The 16,705-nt window shown below is 71.1% G+C and carries 13 protein-coding genes; 4 read left to right on the forward strand and 9 right to left on the reverse strand.

Features of this window, described 5'->3' with window-relative positions:
* Window positions 1-144 precede the first annotated feature (144 nt).
* From AB0J09_RS32370 to AB0J09_RS32380, 3 genes are read right to left on the reverse strand one after another with little or no spacing between them, the layout of a single operon-like run.
* Window positions 145-2,505: an FtsX-like permease family protein gene (locus AB0J09_RS32370; protein ID WP_360699175.1), complete on the reverse strand. Its 2,361-nt coding sequence runs from the start codon at window positions 2,503-2,505 to the stop codon at window positions 145-147.
* The gene (locus AB0J09_RS32375) at window positions 2,502-3,212 is read right to left on the reverse strand and encodes an ABC transporter ATP-binding protein (RefSeq protein WP_360699177.1); all 711 of its coding nucleotides are present in this window, start codon (window positions 3,210-3,212) and stop codon (window positions 2,502-2,504) included. The genes AB0J09_RS32370 and AB0J09_RS32375 overlap by 4 nt, the downstream gene beginning before the upstream one ends.
* A gap of 1 nt (window position 3,213) precedes the next feature.
* Window positions 3,214-4,515 carry an adenylate/guanylate cyclase domain-containing protein gene (locus AB0J09_RS32380; RefSeq protein ID WP_360699179.1) on the reverse strand — a complete coding sequence of 434 codons (1,302 nt, stop codon included), beginning with the start codon at window positions 4,513-4,515 and terminating at the stop codon, window positions 3,214-3,216.
* Between the two features lie 133 nt (window positions 4,516-4,648).
* On the opposite strand from AB0J09_RS32380, the gene AB0J09_RS32385 reads away from it, so the two are divergent.
* The gene (locus AB0J09_RS32385; protein ID WP_360699181.1) at window positions 4,649-5,689 is read left to right on the forward strand and encodes a cyclic nucleotide-binding domain-containing protein; all 1,041 of its coding nucleotides are present in this window, start codon (window positions 4,649-4,651) and stop codon (window positions 5,687-5,689) included.
* Complete coding sequence (locus AB0J09_RS32390) at window positions 5,686-6,468, forward strand: MBL fold metallo-hydrolase (RefSeq protein WP_360699183.1); 783 nt, start codon at window positions 5,686-5,688, stop codon at window positions 6,466-6,468. The genes AB0J09_RS32385 and AB0J09_RS32390 overlap by 4 nt, the downstream gene beginning before the upstream one ends.
* Window positions 6,469-6,582: 114 nt before the next feature.
* Here the strand turns inward: AB0J09_RS32390 and AB0J09_RS32395 are convergent, their stop codons facing one another.
* From AB0J09_RS32395 to AB0J09_RS32410, 4 genes are read right to left on the reverse strand one after another with little or no spacing between them, the layout of a single operon-like run.
* Complete coding sequence (locus AB0J09_RS32395; RefSeq protein WP_360699185.1) at window positions 6,583-8,595, reverse strand: ABC transporter ATP-binding protein; 2,013 nt, start codon at window positions 8,593-8,595, stop codon at window positions 6,583-6,585.
* A 15-nt stretch (window positions 8,596-8,610) separates the two neighbouring features.
* Window positions 8,611-9,510, reverse strand: a complete 900-nt coding sequence (locus tag AB0J09_RS32400) for an ABC transporter permease (protein WP_360699187.1) — start codon at window positions 9,508-9,510, stop codon at window positions 8,611-8,613.
* The gene (locus AB0J09_RS32405) at window positions 9,507-10,466 is read right to left on the reverse strand and encodes an ABC transporter permease (RefSeq protein WP_360699189.1); all 960 of its coding nucleotides are present in this window, start codon (window positions 10,464-10,466) and stop codon (window positions 9,507-9,509) included. The genes AB0J09_RS32400 and AB0J09_RS32405 overlap by 4 nt, the downstream gene beginning before the upstream one ends.
* A 3-nt stretch (window positions 10,467-10,469) precedes the next feature.
* Window positions 10,470-12,197: a peptide ABC transporter substrate-binding protein gene (locus AB0J09_RS32410; protein ID WP_360699191.1), complete on the reverse strand. Its 1,728-nt coding sequence runs from the start codon at window positions 12,195-12,197 to the stop codon at window positions 10,470-10,472.
* Between the two features lie 202 nt (window positions 12,198-12,399).
* Here AB0J09_RS32410 and AB0J09_RS32415 point away from each other — a divergent pair, with 202 nt between their 5' ends.
* Window positions 12,400-13,536 (forward strand): ROK family transcriptional regulator, encoded by a 1,137-nt coding sequence (locus AB0J09_RS32415; protein ID WP_360699193.1) that lies wholly within the window; start codon window positions 12,400-12,402, stop codon window positions 13,534-13,536.
* An 11-nt stretch (window positions 13,537-13,547) separates the two neighbouring features.
* Window positions 13,548-14,987, forward strand: coding sequence for a M81 family metallopeptidase (locus AB0J09_RS32420; RefSeq protein ID WP_360699195.1), 1,440 nt, complete (start codon window positions 13,548-13,550; stop codon window positions 14,985-14,987).
* An 8-nt stretch (window positions 14,988-14,995) separates the two neighbouring features.
* Here the strand turns inward: AB0J09_RS32420 and AB0J09_RS32425 are convergent, their stop codons facing one another.
* Complete coding sequence (locus AB0J09_RS32425; protein WP_360699196.1) at window positions 14,996-16,255, reverse strand: FAD-dependent oxidoreductase; 1,260 nt, start codon at window positions 16,253-16,255, stop codon at window positions 14,996-14,998.
* Window positions 16,256-16,383: 128 nt separating this feature from the next.
* Window positions 16,384-16,705, reverse strand: a 322-nt coding sequence (locus AB0J09_RS32430; RefSeq protein WP_360699198.1) for a helix-turn-helix domain-containing protein, incomplete at its 5' end; no start/stop codon positions are given.

Genomic DNA, 16,705 nt, shown 5'->3' on the forward strand with positions numbered 1-16,705 from the left:
GGTCGATCGCGGTGTCGCCGCGCCGCGCCCCTGCCAGGGAGGCCAGCACGGTGCCGCCCGCGAACGCCACCAGCAGGGCCAGCACGAGCAGCGATCGCCAGCGGCGGCGCAGTTCGAGTCGGAGCCAGGTCGATGTCAACGCGATCACTCCGTACGCAGAACGTGACCGACGTTCACCCGGGCGGCGAGTCGCCCCGGCCACACGGCCAGCAGGTTGACGCTGAACAGGGCGGCGGGCCCGATGAGCAGCAACGCGGGCAGGGCGTCGGGAGCCTGGTAGAACAGCGGAGCCTGGTCGGCCACGATCCGCCACAGCGTGCGGCCGGCCGCGAGCCCCAGCGGCACGCCGAACGCCAGGCCGATCACGGCGAGCAACGACGCCTGGGTGACGACCACGGCCCTGACCTGGGTCCTGGTCATGCCGAGAGCCCGCAGCACCGCCAGCTCGTGCCGCCTGCGCCGGACGGCGGTGGCGAGCGCGTGGCCGACCGCGCCGGCCGCCAGCACGATGAGGAACGCCCCGAGCAGGACCGGCAGCACACGTAGGTTCTGCACCTCGATGGACTCGTCGGGCCGTACGGCCGCCTCCAGGGAGACCTTCCCGGCGCCGGGCAGCGCGCCGATCGACTCCTGGACCCGGCCGGCGACCTGCTGGGGGTCCGTGCCGGGGCGCAGCGCGACCGCAGCGAGATGGTACTTGGACGTGCCGCCGAAGGCCCTGCGGAACCCCTCGCTCGTGAGCCAGCCGCCGTCGTCGTAGTTGTTGTGCGCGCCGGAGATCACGAAGCCCACACCGGTGACCTTGAGCGCCTTGCCGGACAGCGTGACCGTGCTGCCGACGTCCGCGCCCAGCTCGCGCGCCGAGGTCACGGCGAGGGCCACCTCGTCGGGGCGTTCGGGGAGCCGACCCCTGTCCAGAACAGCGGGGAAGTCCGCCCCTTCCGGACGGGAGTACGCGGTCACCGACACCTTCGGAGCGTTCAGCACGCCCACGTACGTCTCCATGACGTGGGTGACGTCCGGGTCCTTGGCGATGGTGGCCAGGACAGGGCCGGCGGGGCCGAACTCGGTGCCGCCCTCGCCCAGGTAGACGACCATCCGATGCGTCATGCCGAACCGCTCGGGATGCTCGGCCGCGTCGGACACCCCGGCGGAGAAGGTGAACGCGGCCAGCACGCCGAGCACCCCGACGACCGAGCCGAGCAGCGCCGGCCGTACGGGGACGCGGCCGTTGCCCTGGCCGGGCTCCAGAGCGAAGCGCGCCCCGATGAGGATGGGCAGCGGCAGCCCGGCACGGGCGGCGGTGAGCGCCACGGCCGAACGACGGGCCGGTGCGCCGGACCGGTCCGCGGTGAGCGAGAACCAGCCGGCGGCCACGGCCCCGCCGAGGACCAGCAGCGGCGCGGCGACGCAACCGGCACCCAGGACCGGCCCGTCGAGGTCGAAGCCCGGCGCTGTCTCGTACAGGGCGGCCATGCCGACCGGCATCCACGGCGAGACGCCCGCGGCGCCCGCGGCCCCGGCGAGCGCGCCGAACACCGCGGCGGCGGTGGGCGGTGCCGCTGCCAGGACGAGCATCTGCCTCGGAGTGAGGCCGCAGGCGCGCAGCGCCCGCAGCTCTCCCAGCCCGACCGCGACGTACCTGGAGACGGACTGCCCGACGAGCACGAGTGCCGCCACCAGGACTGCCAGGCCCAGCGCCAGGAGGGAGGCGCTCTCGAAACGCACGCCCTTCCTGGCGTGCTCGGCGTCGTCCTCCAGGTTCATCAGCTCGATGTTGTTCCTGCCGGTGACCCTGGCCAGTCCCGCCTTGAAGCCCGCCAGGTCCGCGCCGCCCCGCTTGAGCCGGACCAGGGCGTTCACGAATCCGTACGATTTGTGAGTGCCGATGAAGTTCGCCGGGTGCCCGCCGAACAGCGCGGGCGACACCAGGACCTGGCCCTGATTGGAGAGGGAGTCGCCGTACCAGGGGCCGCGGGCGACGCCGACCACGCGAGCGGAGATGACCGGGCCGTGCGGGTTGCCGTCGAAGTCGGGGTCCTCGGCCTCCTCCGGGGTCATCAGGCGCAGGGTGAGACGGTCGCCGACGTGCCTGGGGAACCGGGGGGTGACGGCCACCTCGTCCGCCCTGGCCGGGTCGGGCAGGCGGCCCTCCAGCACGACGGGCCGCTCGATGGTCCGGTAGGTCTCGGAGCCGCGGGGCGGCAGGTAGCCGCGATACTCGGGCAGTTCCTGGACGAAGAACGGCGCGACCGCGATCTCGCCGACCGCGGCGACCTCGGGCAGCGCCCGTACCTTGTCCCAGTCGAAGTGCGGGTCGTTGGGCAGGGCGGCGACCGTGGCGGGGAGCGTCTCCGACAGCATGCGGTCCACGGAGCTCGCACCCCGGCGGGCGCCCGCCACCGCGGCGAGCACCATTCCGGCGGCCAGCGCCACCAGCAGGCCGAGCAGGACCAGCGACCGCCATCGCCGGCGCAGCTCCAGCCCCAGCCAGATCCGCGTCATGAGAGCCTGCCGTCACGCATCAGCACCGTCCGGCCGGCCCCCGCGGCGACGTCGGGGGAATGCGTGACCATGACGATGGTCTGCCCGTCGGCGTGCAGACGGCGGAACAGCTCCAGCACCTCGAGGCCGCCCTCGCTGTCCAGCGCGCCGGTCGGCTCGTCGGCGAGCAGCAGCGTCGGCTCGTTGACCAGCGCCCTGGCGATGGCCAGACGCTGGCGCTGGCCGCCGGAGAGCACCGCGGGCACCTGCTGTGCGCGGTCGCCGAGGCCGAGCAGGTCGAGCAGGTCCCGGGCGCGGCTCTCCGCGGCCCGCCGCTTCCGCCCCGCCAGCACGCCCGGCATGACCAGGTTGTCCAGCGCCGAGACGCCGTCGAGCAGGTTGAAGAACTGGAACACGAAGCCGACGTGGTGGCGGCGGAAGCGGGCCAGCCAGTCCTCGTCGCGGCCGTCGATCCGCTCGCCCGCGACCTCGATGCTGCCCTCGTCCACGGTGTCGAGACCGGCGATGACGTTCAGCAGGGTCGACTTGCCACAGCCCGACGGGCCCATCACGGCGACGAACCCGCCCTTGTCGATGTCGAGGTCCACGCCACGCAGCGCGCGGACGGGGGCGAGCTCGGCGGCGAAGGTCCGGCGGGCCCCTCGGATGCGGACGGCGGGCGCGGTGGCGGGGTCGTCGACAGGGAGGGCTGCCTGCAAAGAGGACATATCAGTTCACCTCTAGGTGATACGCGTTCACGGGATTGGCACGGCCTTTGACTGTTCGCGGGCCCAGCGGTCGCCAGGGCCATCCGCGGCCGCCCGCGCGCACGGTGGACTCCGCGGCCACGGTGCCGGCCGGGCGGGCGAGGTCCTGCATGCGCTGGGCGAGATTCACGGTGTCTCCGACGAGGGTGTACTCCACCCGTTCATCGCTTCCGAGCAGTGCCGCCGCTACGTTCCCCGTCGACAGGCCGATGCCGAGATCGAACGGGGCGAGCCCGCGCAGCGACCATTCGGCGTCCAGCTCGCGCTGGCGCGCGTGCATGTCGCAGGCGGCGCGTACGGCCTGCTCGGCGTGGCCCTCGGCTGGGTCGGGGGCGCCGAAGACGGCCATGACCGCGTCCCCGACGTACTGCATGACCGTGCCCCCGGCGCCGAGCACGGCCGCGTTCATGGCCCGGCGGTGCGCGTTGAGCTGGGCGGCGAGCACGGCCGGGTCGGTGGACTCGGCGATGCCGGAGTAGCCGCGCACGTCCGACATCAGGACGGTGACGTCCAGCCGCTCCGTCCTGCCGAACGCGTCGCGGTCGCGGCGCAGCTTGTCGGCCAGTCCATGCGGCAGCAGCCGGGACAGCGTCTCGCCCTGCTCCTCGCGGCGCAAGATCGCGGTGTGCAACATCCGCAGCCGCCGCAGCGCGCCCTGCCGCCCAGCGGAGGCGCCCTTGGCCAGGTCGAGGAAGAGCTGCTCGACGGCGGCGTTGACCGACTCGGGCGGGCGGCCGAGCGACACCGCGATGGCCTTCACCGGACGGCCCTCGGCCACCTGCCGCAGCAGGTCCTCCTCCTCCGGCGATAATTCGCCCTCGTCGCGGGCGGGCTCGATCAACTCCCGTACGAGAGAGGGGTCGATCAGCGAACCGCCGGCGGCGACCTCCTTGATGGCCCGCCCGAGCAGGCCGGCGTCGCCGACCCGGTCCTTCAGCAGGTACGCGTACCCGGCGGCGCCCCCTTCGAGCAGCCGGATGGCATATTCGGGATCGTCGTACTGGCTCAGCACCACGACACCGGTGCCCGGCAGCAGCTTGCGCACCTCGCGGGCCGCCTGGATCCCCTCGTCCTGGAAGGTGGGCGGCATCCTGATGTCGGTGACGACGACCTGGGGGCGCAGCCGGACGGCGGCCTCGACGAGCTCGTCATAGTCGGCGGCGAGGCCTGCCACGTCGAGAGCGGCGTCGCGCAGGAGCAGCGCGCGCACGCCTTCACGGACGATCAGGTTGTCGTCCGCGAGCACGATCGAAATGCGGTCCACAAGGGGGATTAGATATCGCCGCCCTCCCCCGCAGGAAGGGTGCCAGGACGGCGACTTGGGGGTGCTGGCACCCCCCGGATTCCTCAGGGTGGCGCCCTCGCCGATCCGGCGTCCTGCGCGCAGGGTGTGGGACATGAGAATCGAATCGCATGTCACCTCGCTGTCATGGATCCCGTCCGAAGCGGTCAAGGGGTACACCAAGCCCGCGTTCACGATGGGCATCACCCACTACGACGACCCGCCGCCCGACGTCATCGGCGACCTCGAGACGATGCGTGGGGCCGACGGCTTCCGGTTCGCGAACCGGCTGACGGCGTGGGCCGAGTTCGACGGCGACCGCCTCGTCTCGTACGGGAACGGCGGTGGCCTGGTCATGGGGAGCACCTCCGTGCGGCTGGGGCCGCTGGGCGTGAGGTTCGCCGCCTTCAGCCTGCCCGACCTGCGGCCGGAGCCCGAGGTGGGAGACGGCTGGGTGCGCTTCAGGCAGAGCGCCGGTGGCAGGACCGCGCTGCCGTTCCCGCGCCGCGTCTCTCACCCGCCGTACCTGCGGATGCAGTCACCGCTGGTGTGGACGACGCTGTCGCTGACGCTGCACGCCGACGGCCGGGCCGAGATGGGTCTCGACGGCGCGAGCCCGTTCCCCCGACACTGGGTGTACGGTGCGGACGACAGGCTCGCGCTCAAGGCGGGCGTGACCGACTTCGCCAGATGGGCGGCCCAGCAGGGGGCCGAGCATACGCCATGGGGCTTCGAGGACTCTCTCGTCCTCGTCACCGCCGCCGAGACCGCACTGGAGCGGGAGATGTCCACACGCATAATGCGCGGCGGCGCCAAGCCGCGAATCCGCTCGCTCAAGGCAGGCGAGGTGCTGGTCCGCCAGGGCGAGCCCAGCTCGTCGTTGTTCCTGCTCCTCGACGGCGTGCTCGGCGTCGAGGTGAACGACCGGTCGCTGCCCGAGGTGGGCCCCGGCGCGATCCTCGGTGAGCGCGCGATCCTGGAGGGCGGCCTGCGCACGGCCACGCTCACCGCTCTGACTCCCGTGCGGGTGGCCGAGGCGCCGACGGACCTCATCGAGATCGAGGCCCTGTCCCGCCTGGCCGAGGGCCACCGCCGCGAGGACTCCAGCGTTTCGGAGGCACCGGCTTCGGAGGCTCGGGTTTCGGAGGCTCGGTGAGGATCGCTCTCCTCGGTGTGCGTGGCTCCACCCCCGCCCCCGGCGCGGGCTTCGTCAGGTACGGCGGCCACACGAGCTGCGTCGCCGTGCTCCCCGACGACTCCGACGTACCCCGCCTGGTCCTCGACGCGGGCACCGGCCTGCAGGGGCTGGCCGCGCTGCTGGCCGGGCGGGCCTACGACGGCTCGATCATCCTCACCCACCTGCACTGGGACCACGTGCAGGGCCTGCCCTTCTGCCCTCCGCTCGACCAAGCGGAGTCCAGGGTGGACCTGTACCTGCCCGCCCCCGAGCCGCTGGTCACGCTGACCCGCCTCATGTCGCCGCCGTACTTCCCCATCACCCCTTCCGGGCTGCACGGCCGCTGGCGATTCCTGCCCTCGGCCGACGGCCTGGTGGAGGGGTACGAGGTGCGGGTGGCCGAGATCGTCCACAAGGGCGGCACGACTCACGGAATCCGGGTCGAAGGCGACGGGAAGTCGCTGGCGTACCTGCCCGACCACAGCCCCCAGCTCGGCAGCCCGGCGGCCGAAGAGCTGGCCGCCGGGGTCGACGTGCTCCTGCACGACGGCCAGTTCCGCCCGGCCGAACAGGCACTCGCCGACTGCTACGGCCACGCCACGATCCCCGACGCCCTGGCCTTCGCGAACCGCTGCGGCGCCCGCCGCGTGGTCCTCACCCACCACGCCCCGAACCGCACCGACGACGAGCTGGACATCCTGGCCAAGGAGTACCGCGAGGCGGAGTTCGCCCACGAGGGCGACCTCCTCACGATTTGAGAGACCGCATCGCACACCTGCGCGTGGCCGCCAGGAGGGGCCCCCGTCGATCGTGCGGGCGGTGTGACGGGGGCCGAAGACGGCTGGCGGTCGGACGTGCGAGCCGGCGGACGATCACGTCGCCGGCGTCTCCTGGCGAAGGGGGAAGTGGCAGGCGACCTGGTGCGTCCCGCCCTGCAGCGGAGGCTCGTCGGCGCAGACGTCCTGTGCCAAGGGGCAGCGGGTGCGGAAGCGGCAGCCGGTCGGCGGGTTGAGCGCGCTCGGCAGTTCGCCCCGGATGGCCGTGCTCGGGCTGGGCGTGTGGCCGGGGTCGGGCGAGGGGACGGCGTCGAGCAGCGCCTGGGTGTAGGGGTGGCGCGGGGCGCGGACCACCTGGTGGGCTGGGCCTACTTCCACCAGCTTGCCCAGGTACATCACGCCGATGCGGTCGGCCATGTAGTCGACCACGGACAGGTCGTGGCTGATGAACACGTACGACAGGCCGAGCTCACCCTGCAGCTCGCGCATGAGGTTGAGCACCTGCGCCTGGACCGACACGTCCAGCGCGCTGACCGGCTCGTCGGCCACGATCAGTCGTGGCCGCAGCGCCAGCGATCTGGCCAGCCCGATGCGCTGCAGTTGCCCGCCGGAGAACTCGTGCGGGTAGCGCTCCAGCGCTCGCCGCGGCAGTCCCACCTGGTCGAGCAGCTCGCTTGCCCGGGCGCGGCGGGCGGCGGCGTCGCCCACCTGCTGGATCTCCAGCGGCTCTGTGAGGATGGAGTCGATGCGCATGCGCGGGTTCATGGCCGCGTAGCTGTCCTGGAACATCAGCTGCACCTGCCGGTGCATGCGGTGGCGGGCGCGCCGGTCCAGGGTGGCGATGTCGGTGCCGTCGACGACGATCTGGCCGGTGGTGGGTGCTTCGAGGCCGGCGACGAGACGGCCCACGGTGGACTTGCCGCACCCGGACTCGCCCACGATGCCGAGCGTCTCGCCGGGCTTGACCTCGAAGGACACGCCGGCCACGGCGCTGACCCGCCCGGAGACCTTGCGCACCCCCGCACCGCCGGCCTCGTACTCCTTGACCAGGTCCCGCACGGTCAGGATCGGGTCGGAGGCGTCGGACGCGGTCCGGGCCGGGCCGGACGACGCCGCGATCGTGACGGGTTCGGTGACCGGGTGCAGGCAGGCGTACTCATGCCCGTTCCCGGCGTCGTCCGGGGCGAGGATGACGTCGGTGGTGCGGCATTCGTCGGTGGCGAAGCCGCAGCGGGGCGCGAAGCGGCAGCCGGTCAGCGGCCGCGACAGGTCGGGCGGCAGGCCGGGGATGCTGTAGAGGCGCCCATCCGTGGTGCCCTCGGGCAGGGCGCGCATGAGCGCCTCGGTGTAGCGGTGGCGCGGCGAGCGGAACAACTCGGCGGTCGTGGCGGTCTCCACCACTCGCCCGGCGTACATGACGGCGACCCTGTCGGCGCGGCCGGCGATCACCCCCAGGTCGTGGGTGACCAGGATGACCGCCATCTTGAACTCCTCGCGCAGGTCGTCGATGAGCTCGAGGATCTGGCGCTGGGTGGTGACGTCCAGCGCCGTGGTGGGCTCGTCGGCGATGAGCAGGCGCGGGGAGCGGATGAGCGCCATGGCGATGACCACGCGCTGGCGCATACCGCCCGACAGCTGATGCGGGTAATCGTCGACGATCTTGTCAGGGCGGGGCATGCCCACCCGGCGCAGGATCTCGACGGCCCGCTCGCGCGCCTCGGCCTTGCCGACGCCCTGGTGGACGCGCAGGGGTTCGGCGACCTGGGCACCGATGCGCATGGTGGGGTTGAGCGAGGTGAGCGGGTCCTGGAAGACCATGCCCATCTCGACGCCACGCACTCTGCGCAGCTCGTGGGCCTCCAGCCCGCGCAGGTCGCGGCCGTCGAAGAGGATCTCCCCGCCGGCGACGCGACCGCCCGTGGGCAGCAACCCCATGACCGACAGGACGGTCATGGTCTTGCCGCTGCCCGACTCGCCCACGATGCCGAGCGTCTCGCCCTGGTGGACCTCGAGGTTGACCTGGTCGAGCGCGTGCACGGTGCCACGCCGCAGCGCGATGTCGGTGCTGAGGTCGCGCAGCCGCAGCAGCGGCCCGTTGGGTGCGGTCATGTACGAAAGCTCCTGCTAGCGCCGCCGGAGGCGGACCTCGAAGACGTCCCTCAGCCCGTCGCCGATGAAGTTGAAGGCGAGGACGATGAGGATGATGGCGATTCCCGGCGGATACAGCAGCCACCAGTGGCCGCTGAAGGTGTCCGACAGGCCGTCGGACAGCATGCCGCCCCAGTTGGCCGCGGGCGGTGGCACCCCCAGGCCGAGGAAGGACAGGTAGGCCACGTACAGGATCGCGTCGGCGACCTGGAAGGTGGCGTTGACGATCACCGTGCCGATGGCGTTGGGGATGATGTGCCGGCGCACCGCACGTCCGCCGGTCCCGCCCATGCCGCGCATCGCGATGACGTACTCGCGGGTGCGCAGCGTGAGCGCCTCGCCGCGCACCAGCCGCGCGGGGCCGAGCCAGGCGAAGGCGCCGATGATGACGATGAGCATCGGCACCGTGGGCGTGACGATCGAGGCCATGAGCATGAACAGGAAGAGCGCGGGGATGGACATCATCGCGTCGACCACCCGCATCATGACCGCGTCGACCCAGCTGCCGGCGAACCCGGCGATGGCGCCCCAGACGGTCCCCACGACCGTGGCCAGCAGGCCGGCGGCCAGCCCGACCACGATGGACGTCTGGCCACCGAGCATCAGGCGCCCGAGCTGGTCGTAGCCCACGCCGTCGGCGCCGAGCGGGTGCCCGTCCGTGCCGGGAGTCAGGAAGACCTTGGTCAGGTCGGTGTGGACCTGGTCTGTCTGGTAGAAGACCGGCCCGAGGAAGCTGAAGGCCGCCAGCAGGGCGAAGATGCCCACGCCCACCAGGGCGAGCCGGTTCTCGCAGAAAACCTCGAGGCCCTGGCGCCACATCCCGCGAACGGGCGCCTCCTCCTCGTGCCCGGATGATCGGGGCGCGGTGGTGGTCATGAACGGCCTGCCTTGAGTCGTACACGCGGATCGACCGTGGCGTAGAGCACGTCGGCGACCAGCGCGCCGGCCACGGTGGCCACCGAGATCAGCAGCGTGACGCCGAGCAGGATCGGATAGTCCCGCTTGAGCGCCGCCTGCCAGAACAGCAGCCCCATGCCCGGGTAGTTGAACAGCCGCTCGACCACGAGAGCGCCGCTGAACAGCGCGGGCAGGTACATGCCGAGCAGGGTGATGACGGGGAACAGGCCGTTGCGCAGCGTGTGCCCGACGATCACGCGGCCTTCCGACAGGCCTTTGCTGCGTGCCGTGCGGACGTAGTTCTCGTTCAGGTTGTCGACCATGGACGAGCGGATGTAGCGGGAGTAGACCGCAACGGTGAGGACCGTCAGCGTGAGCGTGGGCAGCACCAGCCCGGCGGGATCGGCCAGCACCTCCGCCAGGGTGAAGCCCTGCGGGGCCTCGGGCGGCAGGACCGGCCACACCTGGGAGAACAGAATGATCATCATGAGACCCATGAAGAAGATCGGCGTGGCGTACGCCAGCAACGACAGCCCGTTGATGGTGTAGTCGGGCCAGCGGTTACGGCGCACGGCCTGCACCACGCCCAGCGGGACGGCCACCACGACCGCGAGCAGCGTCGAGCCCAGCGACAGCAGCATGGTCTTGGGCAGACGCTGGCCGATGGCCTCGGCCACCGACTGGTTGAGCTGGAAGGAGTAGCCCAGGTCGCCGCGGACCAGCCGCTGCAGGTACAGCGCGTACTGTTCCCACAGCGGCCGGTCGTACCCCATCTCGTGGTTGAAGGAGGCGATCTGCTCGAGCGTCGCCTCCTTGCCCAGGATGGCCCGCGCCGCGCCTCCGGGCAGCAGGTGCAGGATCACGAACGTGATCAGCGTCACCAGGATCACGATGACCAGGGCCTGACCCAGGCGCGTGAGGAGGTACCGGGTCAACGGTCAGCTCTTCCAGGACCAGTCTTGGAAGTACATCAGGTTCATCGGGTCCTGCGGGTCGACGCCCTGCAGACCCGACTTGTAGGCCGAGATCTGGTAGACGGGGTTGGGCATCCAGAGCACCGGCAGGTCCTTGGCCAGGAAGTCGTTGTACTCCTGCAGGGCACCGGCGTCGGCGGAGAACTGCGCCTTCTCGATGAGCTTGTCGGCCTCGGGATTGCTGTAGCTGCCGAGGTTGACGGGGGCGTCGGTCTGGAACAGGCGCTCGCCGGAGGCGAAGGCCGGGTAGTACCAGCTGCCCTGGGAGCCGAAGAACGACATGTCCCAGTCGCACTTGGACTCCTCCGGCTTGCAGGCCGGGGTGACCGCGACGGAGTCGGGCACCTCCTTGATGGTCAGCTGCGCGCCGACCTTGGCCATCGCCGACTTGATCTCGGCGAACATCTTGGTGGTCGCGGCGAAACCTGACTGGCTGGTGACGGTGAAGCTCAGCGGGGTGTCCTTGGCGACGCCCTCACCGCACAGGGCGGGGTCGGCGCAGGTGGTCTGCCCGTCGGGGGTCACCTTCCAGCCGTGGCTCTCCAGCAGCTGCTGGGCCTTGGCCGGGTCGAAGGGGTAGACGCAGCCCTGGCCGCTGGGCGCGCCCTGCTTGGCCGGCACCGGGCCGCAGGTGGGCGCGGCCATGCCGGACCAGATGACCTTGCTGATGGTGGGCTGGTCGATGAGCATCTGCAGCGCCTGGCGCAGGTACGGCTGCTTGAACAGCACCCCGGTCTTGGGGTTGTTGAAGTTGAGTTGGAGGTAGGTGATCGACCACCCGTACCAGGGGGAGATCTTGTAGTCCTTCGACTCCAGGTAGGCCTGCTGCGACAGGTTGGCCGGCGGGATGTAGCCGTAGTCGATCTGCCCGGCGCGCAGCACGTTGAACTCGGCGTCGTCGCCGGTGAACGGCCGCAGCACGATCTTGTTCAGCTTCGGCTTGTCGGTGCCCGAGTAGGTGTCCTGCTTGGCCAGGACCACCTCGCCGCTGGGCACGTAGCTCTGCAGCTTCCACGGGCCGCTGTTGGTCTTCCACAGCGCGTTGGTCGCGTAGGACTTGGGATCCTTGGAGGCGGCGGTCAGCTCCTCGAAGGTCTTCTTGGCGTCGCCCTTGTCCCAGGCGTGCTGGGGCAGCGGGACGATCCGGTTGAGCTGGTTGCCGACGAACCAGGCCGTGTTGTACGCCTTCGTGGTGGTCAGGGAGAAGGTCTTGTCGTCCTTGACCTTGAAGGCGGAGATGTTGTCGGGGAAGCCGCCGGGCTTGTAGGAAGCCCACTTGTCCTTGTTGGTGGTGACGAGGTCCCACCAGAACTGGATGTCCTTGGTGGTGATCGGCTTACCGTCGGACCAGGTGTTGTCCTTGAGCGTGATGGTCAGCGTCTTGCCGCCGTCGCTGACGACGGGCGGCTCGGCCAGCGACCGTCCGGGATCGACGTTGTCGGTGCTGGATCCGTCGAGCTTGTAGGCGTACAGCTTGCGGTACAGGGCGGTGGAGAAGATTTCGTTCTCGCCCTGGGTGAAGCCAGGGGCCGAGATCGGCAGGATCCAATTGGGCGTGCGGAAGGCCACGGTCGCGGTGTCCTTGCCCTGCGCGCTGCCCTGCTGCGAACCGCTGCCGGCGCCCGCGCTGCAGGCGGTCAAGCCGAGCCCGATGGCCACCACGCCGCACACGATGCGGATTCTCGTCCCCATGATTCTCCTCGTCGAGACGTGGGTGTGCCCTCCAGGGGCCGTTCAGGCGGAGAATGTATAGAGGTGTAAGTAGTAAGTCAATGCGAAAAATCCACTTTGTTCACCTCACTTATTTCGGGATAGAGTCCGCGGCGGAAGCCTTTCGTTGATCGACTTCGTGCTCGATGATGGGCGTCTGTTGTGTCCACCAGGGAGGAGAGGCATGTCGGACCCCGCCAAACTGCGCGAGCAGGCGCTGAGCCTGCTGGCCAGCGGCAAGGCCACCTCCCGCGCTGATCTGGTGGAGACCCTGCAGGTGGCTCCGTCGACGGTCTCCAGCGTGGTGCGCCGCCTGCTGGAGGAGGGCGCGATCCTGGAGGAGGGTGTGGGTGCCTCCACTGGCGGGCGTCGTCCCAGGATCCTCCGGCTGCGCGAGGCCGGAGGCGTGTTCGCCGTGGCCGAGCTGGGCGCCCACCATGCCCGCGTCGGCCTGTGCTCACCGTCCGGAGCCCTGCTGGCGGCCGAGGAGCTCGCCGTCGATATAGGAGCAGGCCCCAAGGCGATCTTCGACGAGGTCACCGCGGCCTTCGACGGCGTCAGGACCGCTCACGCGCCTGGCCAGCGGCTGCTGGCCGTCGGCATGGCCCTGCCGGGGCCGGTGGAGTTCCCACAGGGCCGGGTCATCGGGCCGGCCCGCATGCCGGGCTGGAGCGGATACGACGTCCAGAGCGACCTGCGTGACCGCTTCGAGGTGACCGCGGTCATCGACAACGACGCCAAGGCCGCCGCGATCGGCGAATACATCACCCGCCGCGAGTCCGGCGACATGATCTACGTCAAGGCCGGCACCGGCATCGGCGGCTGCCTGGTCAACGGCGCCCAGATCTACCGCGGTGGAGGCGGCCTGAGCGGCGACATCACCCACGTGCGCGTGGCCGACAGCGGTGAGCGCGAATGCTCCTGCGGCAGCCGCGGCTGCCTGGAGACCGTCGCCAGCGGCGCCGCGCTGGCCCGTGAACTGGCCGGGCGCGGCCTTCCCGTGGCCAGCACGCGTGACATCATCGCCGCCACCGTCGACGCCGACCCGGCTGTGGTGACCCTGGTACGCCAGGCCGGCCGGCTGCTTGGCGTGGCCCTGTCGGGCCTGGTCAACTTCCTCAATCCCGACAGCGTCGTCATCGGCGGCGCACTGTCGAGCCTGGGCGTCTACGTGGCGGCCGTCAAAGGCATGCTCTACGAGCGCTGTCTGCCGCCGCTGACCCAGTCGTTGTCCATCGAGGCGAGCATCGCCGGCCCGGACGCGGCCCTGATCGGACTGGGCAAGCTCCTCCGCGAAACAGCCGACATCCACCCCTCCTAGAAAGCACCACAGTGTCCTTGCGTATCGCCGTCTGCGGCATCCACATCGAGTCCAGCACCTTCTCGCCGCACCTGAGCGGCACCGCCGACTTCGAGGTCACCCGCGGCCAGGCCCTGCTGGACAGGTACGGCTGGCGCGGCGAGCCGTGGGCGGCCGAGGTGGAATGGGTGCCGCTCGTCCACGCCCGCGCCCTGCCGGGCGGAGCGGTCGAACCTGCGGCGTACGACGCCTGGCGGGCCGAGATCGTCCAGGGCCTGGCCGACGGCCCGTTCGACGGCGTGCTGCTGGACATCCACGGCGCGATGAGCGTCGTCGGCCGCCAGGACGCCGAAGGCGACCTCATCACCGCCATCCGCGCCGTGATCGGCTCGGAGCCGCTGGTGTCGGCGGCGATGGACCTGCACGGCAACGTCTCCCCCACCCTGTTCGACGGCTGCGACCTGCTGACCTGCTACCGCACCGCACCCCACGTGGACGTCTGGGAGACCCGCGAGCGCGCCGCCCGCAACCTCGTCGAGGCGCTGCGACGCGGCGACCGGCCGCACAAGGCGCTGGTCCACGTGCCGATCCTGCTGCCCGGCGAGATGACCAGCACCCGCGTCGAACCCGCCCGCAGCCTCTACGCCCGCATCCCGGACATCGAGGCCAGGCCGGGCGTGATCGACGCGGCGATCTGGATCGGCTTCGCGTGGGCCGACGAGCCGCGCTGCACCGGCGCGGTCGTGGCGACCGGCACCGACGCCGCCGCCACCGAGCGGGCGGCGCGCGAGCTGGGGCAGGCGTTCTGGGACGCACGCGACGACTTCGCCTTCGTCGCGCCCACGGGCTCCATGGACGAGTGCCTGGACGCGGCGCTGAAGGAGAGCTCGGCCCGGCCGTACTTCATCAGCGACTCCGGCGACAACCCGGGCGCGGGCGGTGCCGACGACGTCACCTACGCCCTGGAGCGGATGCTGGCCAGGCCCGAGATCCGCGACGGCTCGGTCCGCGCCGTCTACGCCTCCCTGTTCGACCCCGAGGCGGTGGCGCGCATCGGGCACCTGCCGATCGGCTCGCCGGTCAGCGTACGCGCCGGCGGCCGCGTCGACGCGCGCCCACCGGGGCCGCTCCTGCTGGAGGGCACGCTGGAGGCGCTGGCCGACGACCCCGACGGTGGGCGTGTGGCCAGTGTGCGCATCGGCGGGCTGAGCGTCTTCCTGACCTCGCGCCGGATGCAGTACCGGCTGCTGGAGTCGTACCGGCGCCTGGGGGTGGACGTCGCCGGGGCCGACGTGGTCACGGTCAAGATCGGGTACCTGGAGCCCGAGCTGTTCGAGGCCGCCGCGGACTGGATGCTGGCGCTCACGCCGGGGGGCGTGGACCAGGACCTGCATCGGCTGCCGTACCGGAACCTGAGGCGGCCGATCTTTCCGCTGGATCGCGACGCCGCGCTCGAGTTCGGCCCTCGATGACCCGCTGTTCACCGCAGCGGGTCGAAGTCACGTAGTTCGGCGGGCTGCTTGCCGGTGGTGATCTGTTCGGCCAGCAGGCGTCCGGTGGCGGGGCCGTGGGCCAGCCCCCACATGCCGTGTCCCCCGGCCACGTAGATCCCGGGCGCCCTGGTCGCGCCGATGAGCGGCCGCCCATCGGGGGTCACCGGCCGGGGCCCGACCCAGACGTCGGTGCGTTCCTCCCACCGCACCCCCTCCAGGAGGGGACGGGCGGAAGCGATGATCGCTTCCAGCCGAGCCGGGACGCGCGGGGCGTCGGGGTCGCGGAATTCCATGGTTCCCGCCACGCGCAGCCCTTCCCGGTAGGGCGTGCAGGCAACCCGGACGTCCGGCAGGTAGATCGGGCCGGAGATGGGGCGTTCCACCGGCACGGTGAAGGAATATCCCCGGCCTGCCCGTACGGGCACGCGAACCCCCCAGCGGGAGGCCAGGCGGGGAAGCCAGGCGCCGGTGGCCAGTACCACAGCGTCAGCGGACACGACGGTGCCCTTGTCGGACAGGACGACGACTCTTCTGTCATCGGTTCGCACGTCGGAGACTTCGAAGTTGTAGACGGTGGCGCCTCGGCTCATGACGGCCCTGCCCAGGGCATGAACGAAGCGGCCGGGGTCGACGTGGCACTGCCCGTCGATGCGCACACCCGTCTGCAATGCGCCGGAGGCGAGCGGCATGTGCCGGGCCAGCTGCTCGCGGTCCAGCGTGACGTGATCGACCTGTTGTCCCGCCCTGCTCAGCCGCTCCAGCTCATGCAGCAGGCCTTGGGCTTGGCGGGCTGTGCGGAACGCCGCGGTGATCGGCGCCTGAACGATGGGCGCGCGCACGCCGTTGGCGGCGAGCACGTCGTAGGCCTCGATGCACTGGTCGTTGAGAGGCAGGTTGGCGCGCACCGCCCGGGTCCACGACGACCAGCGGCAGTTCACGGCGAATCGGGCCAGGAACGCCCATAGTCCGAGATCGATGCCGGCCGGGACGTGGAGCGGGGCGGCGGGGTTCAGCAGGGAGCGCAAGCCGTAGCGCAGCACGGACGGCTCGTTCAACGGGATCGCCAGACCCGGTGCGATCCAGCCGGCGTTGCCCCAGGATGCGCCGGCCGCCACGCCGCCACGGTCGACCACGTCGACCTGCACTCCGCGTTCTTGCAGAAACCACGCGGTCGACAGACCTACGATGCCCGCGCCCACCACGATCACTGATCGCGGCCAGTTGCCGATGCGTTCGGCGCCGACCATGTCCTACCTCCGTACCAGGACGAATGCCGTTGTCGACGTCAGCATGGCCCGCGCCGAGTCCGGCGGCGCTGTGGGTGACCGACAATCGCGCCGCCGGAATTGTGCATCTATGACAACGTGGCCGCTCGTCAGTCGGCGAGCGCAGCCAATGTGATGATCATGGCGAGGCGCTGGCGGGCATCGTCCAGATCAAGCGGCGCGAGCTCGCTCATCTTGCGAAGCCGGTTGCGGATGGTGTTGGGGTGGACGCCGATGTGCTCGGCAGCGGCGACGGGATCGCCCTGCGCCTCCAGCCACGCACGCAGCGTCGCGACGTAATGGGTGGCATGGCGGGCGTCGTGCCGAAGCAACGTGCTCAGCGGCCCGCGTGCAGGGGTCCTGCCGTTGCGCGCCGCCGCGCGCGCCCGCTCCACCAAAAAGTAGTCCCAGGCCGCCTCGGATGCCCGCGGG

The organism is Nonomuraea sp. NPDC049784, from assembly GCF_040659615.1.
Taxonomy (GTDB): domain Bacteria; phylum Actinomycetota; class Actinomycetes; order Streptosporangiales; family Streptosporangiaceae; genus Nonomuraea.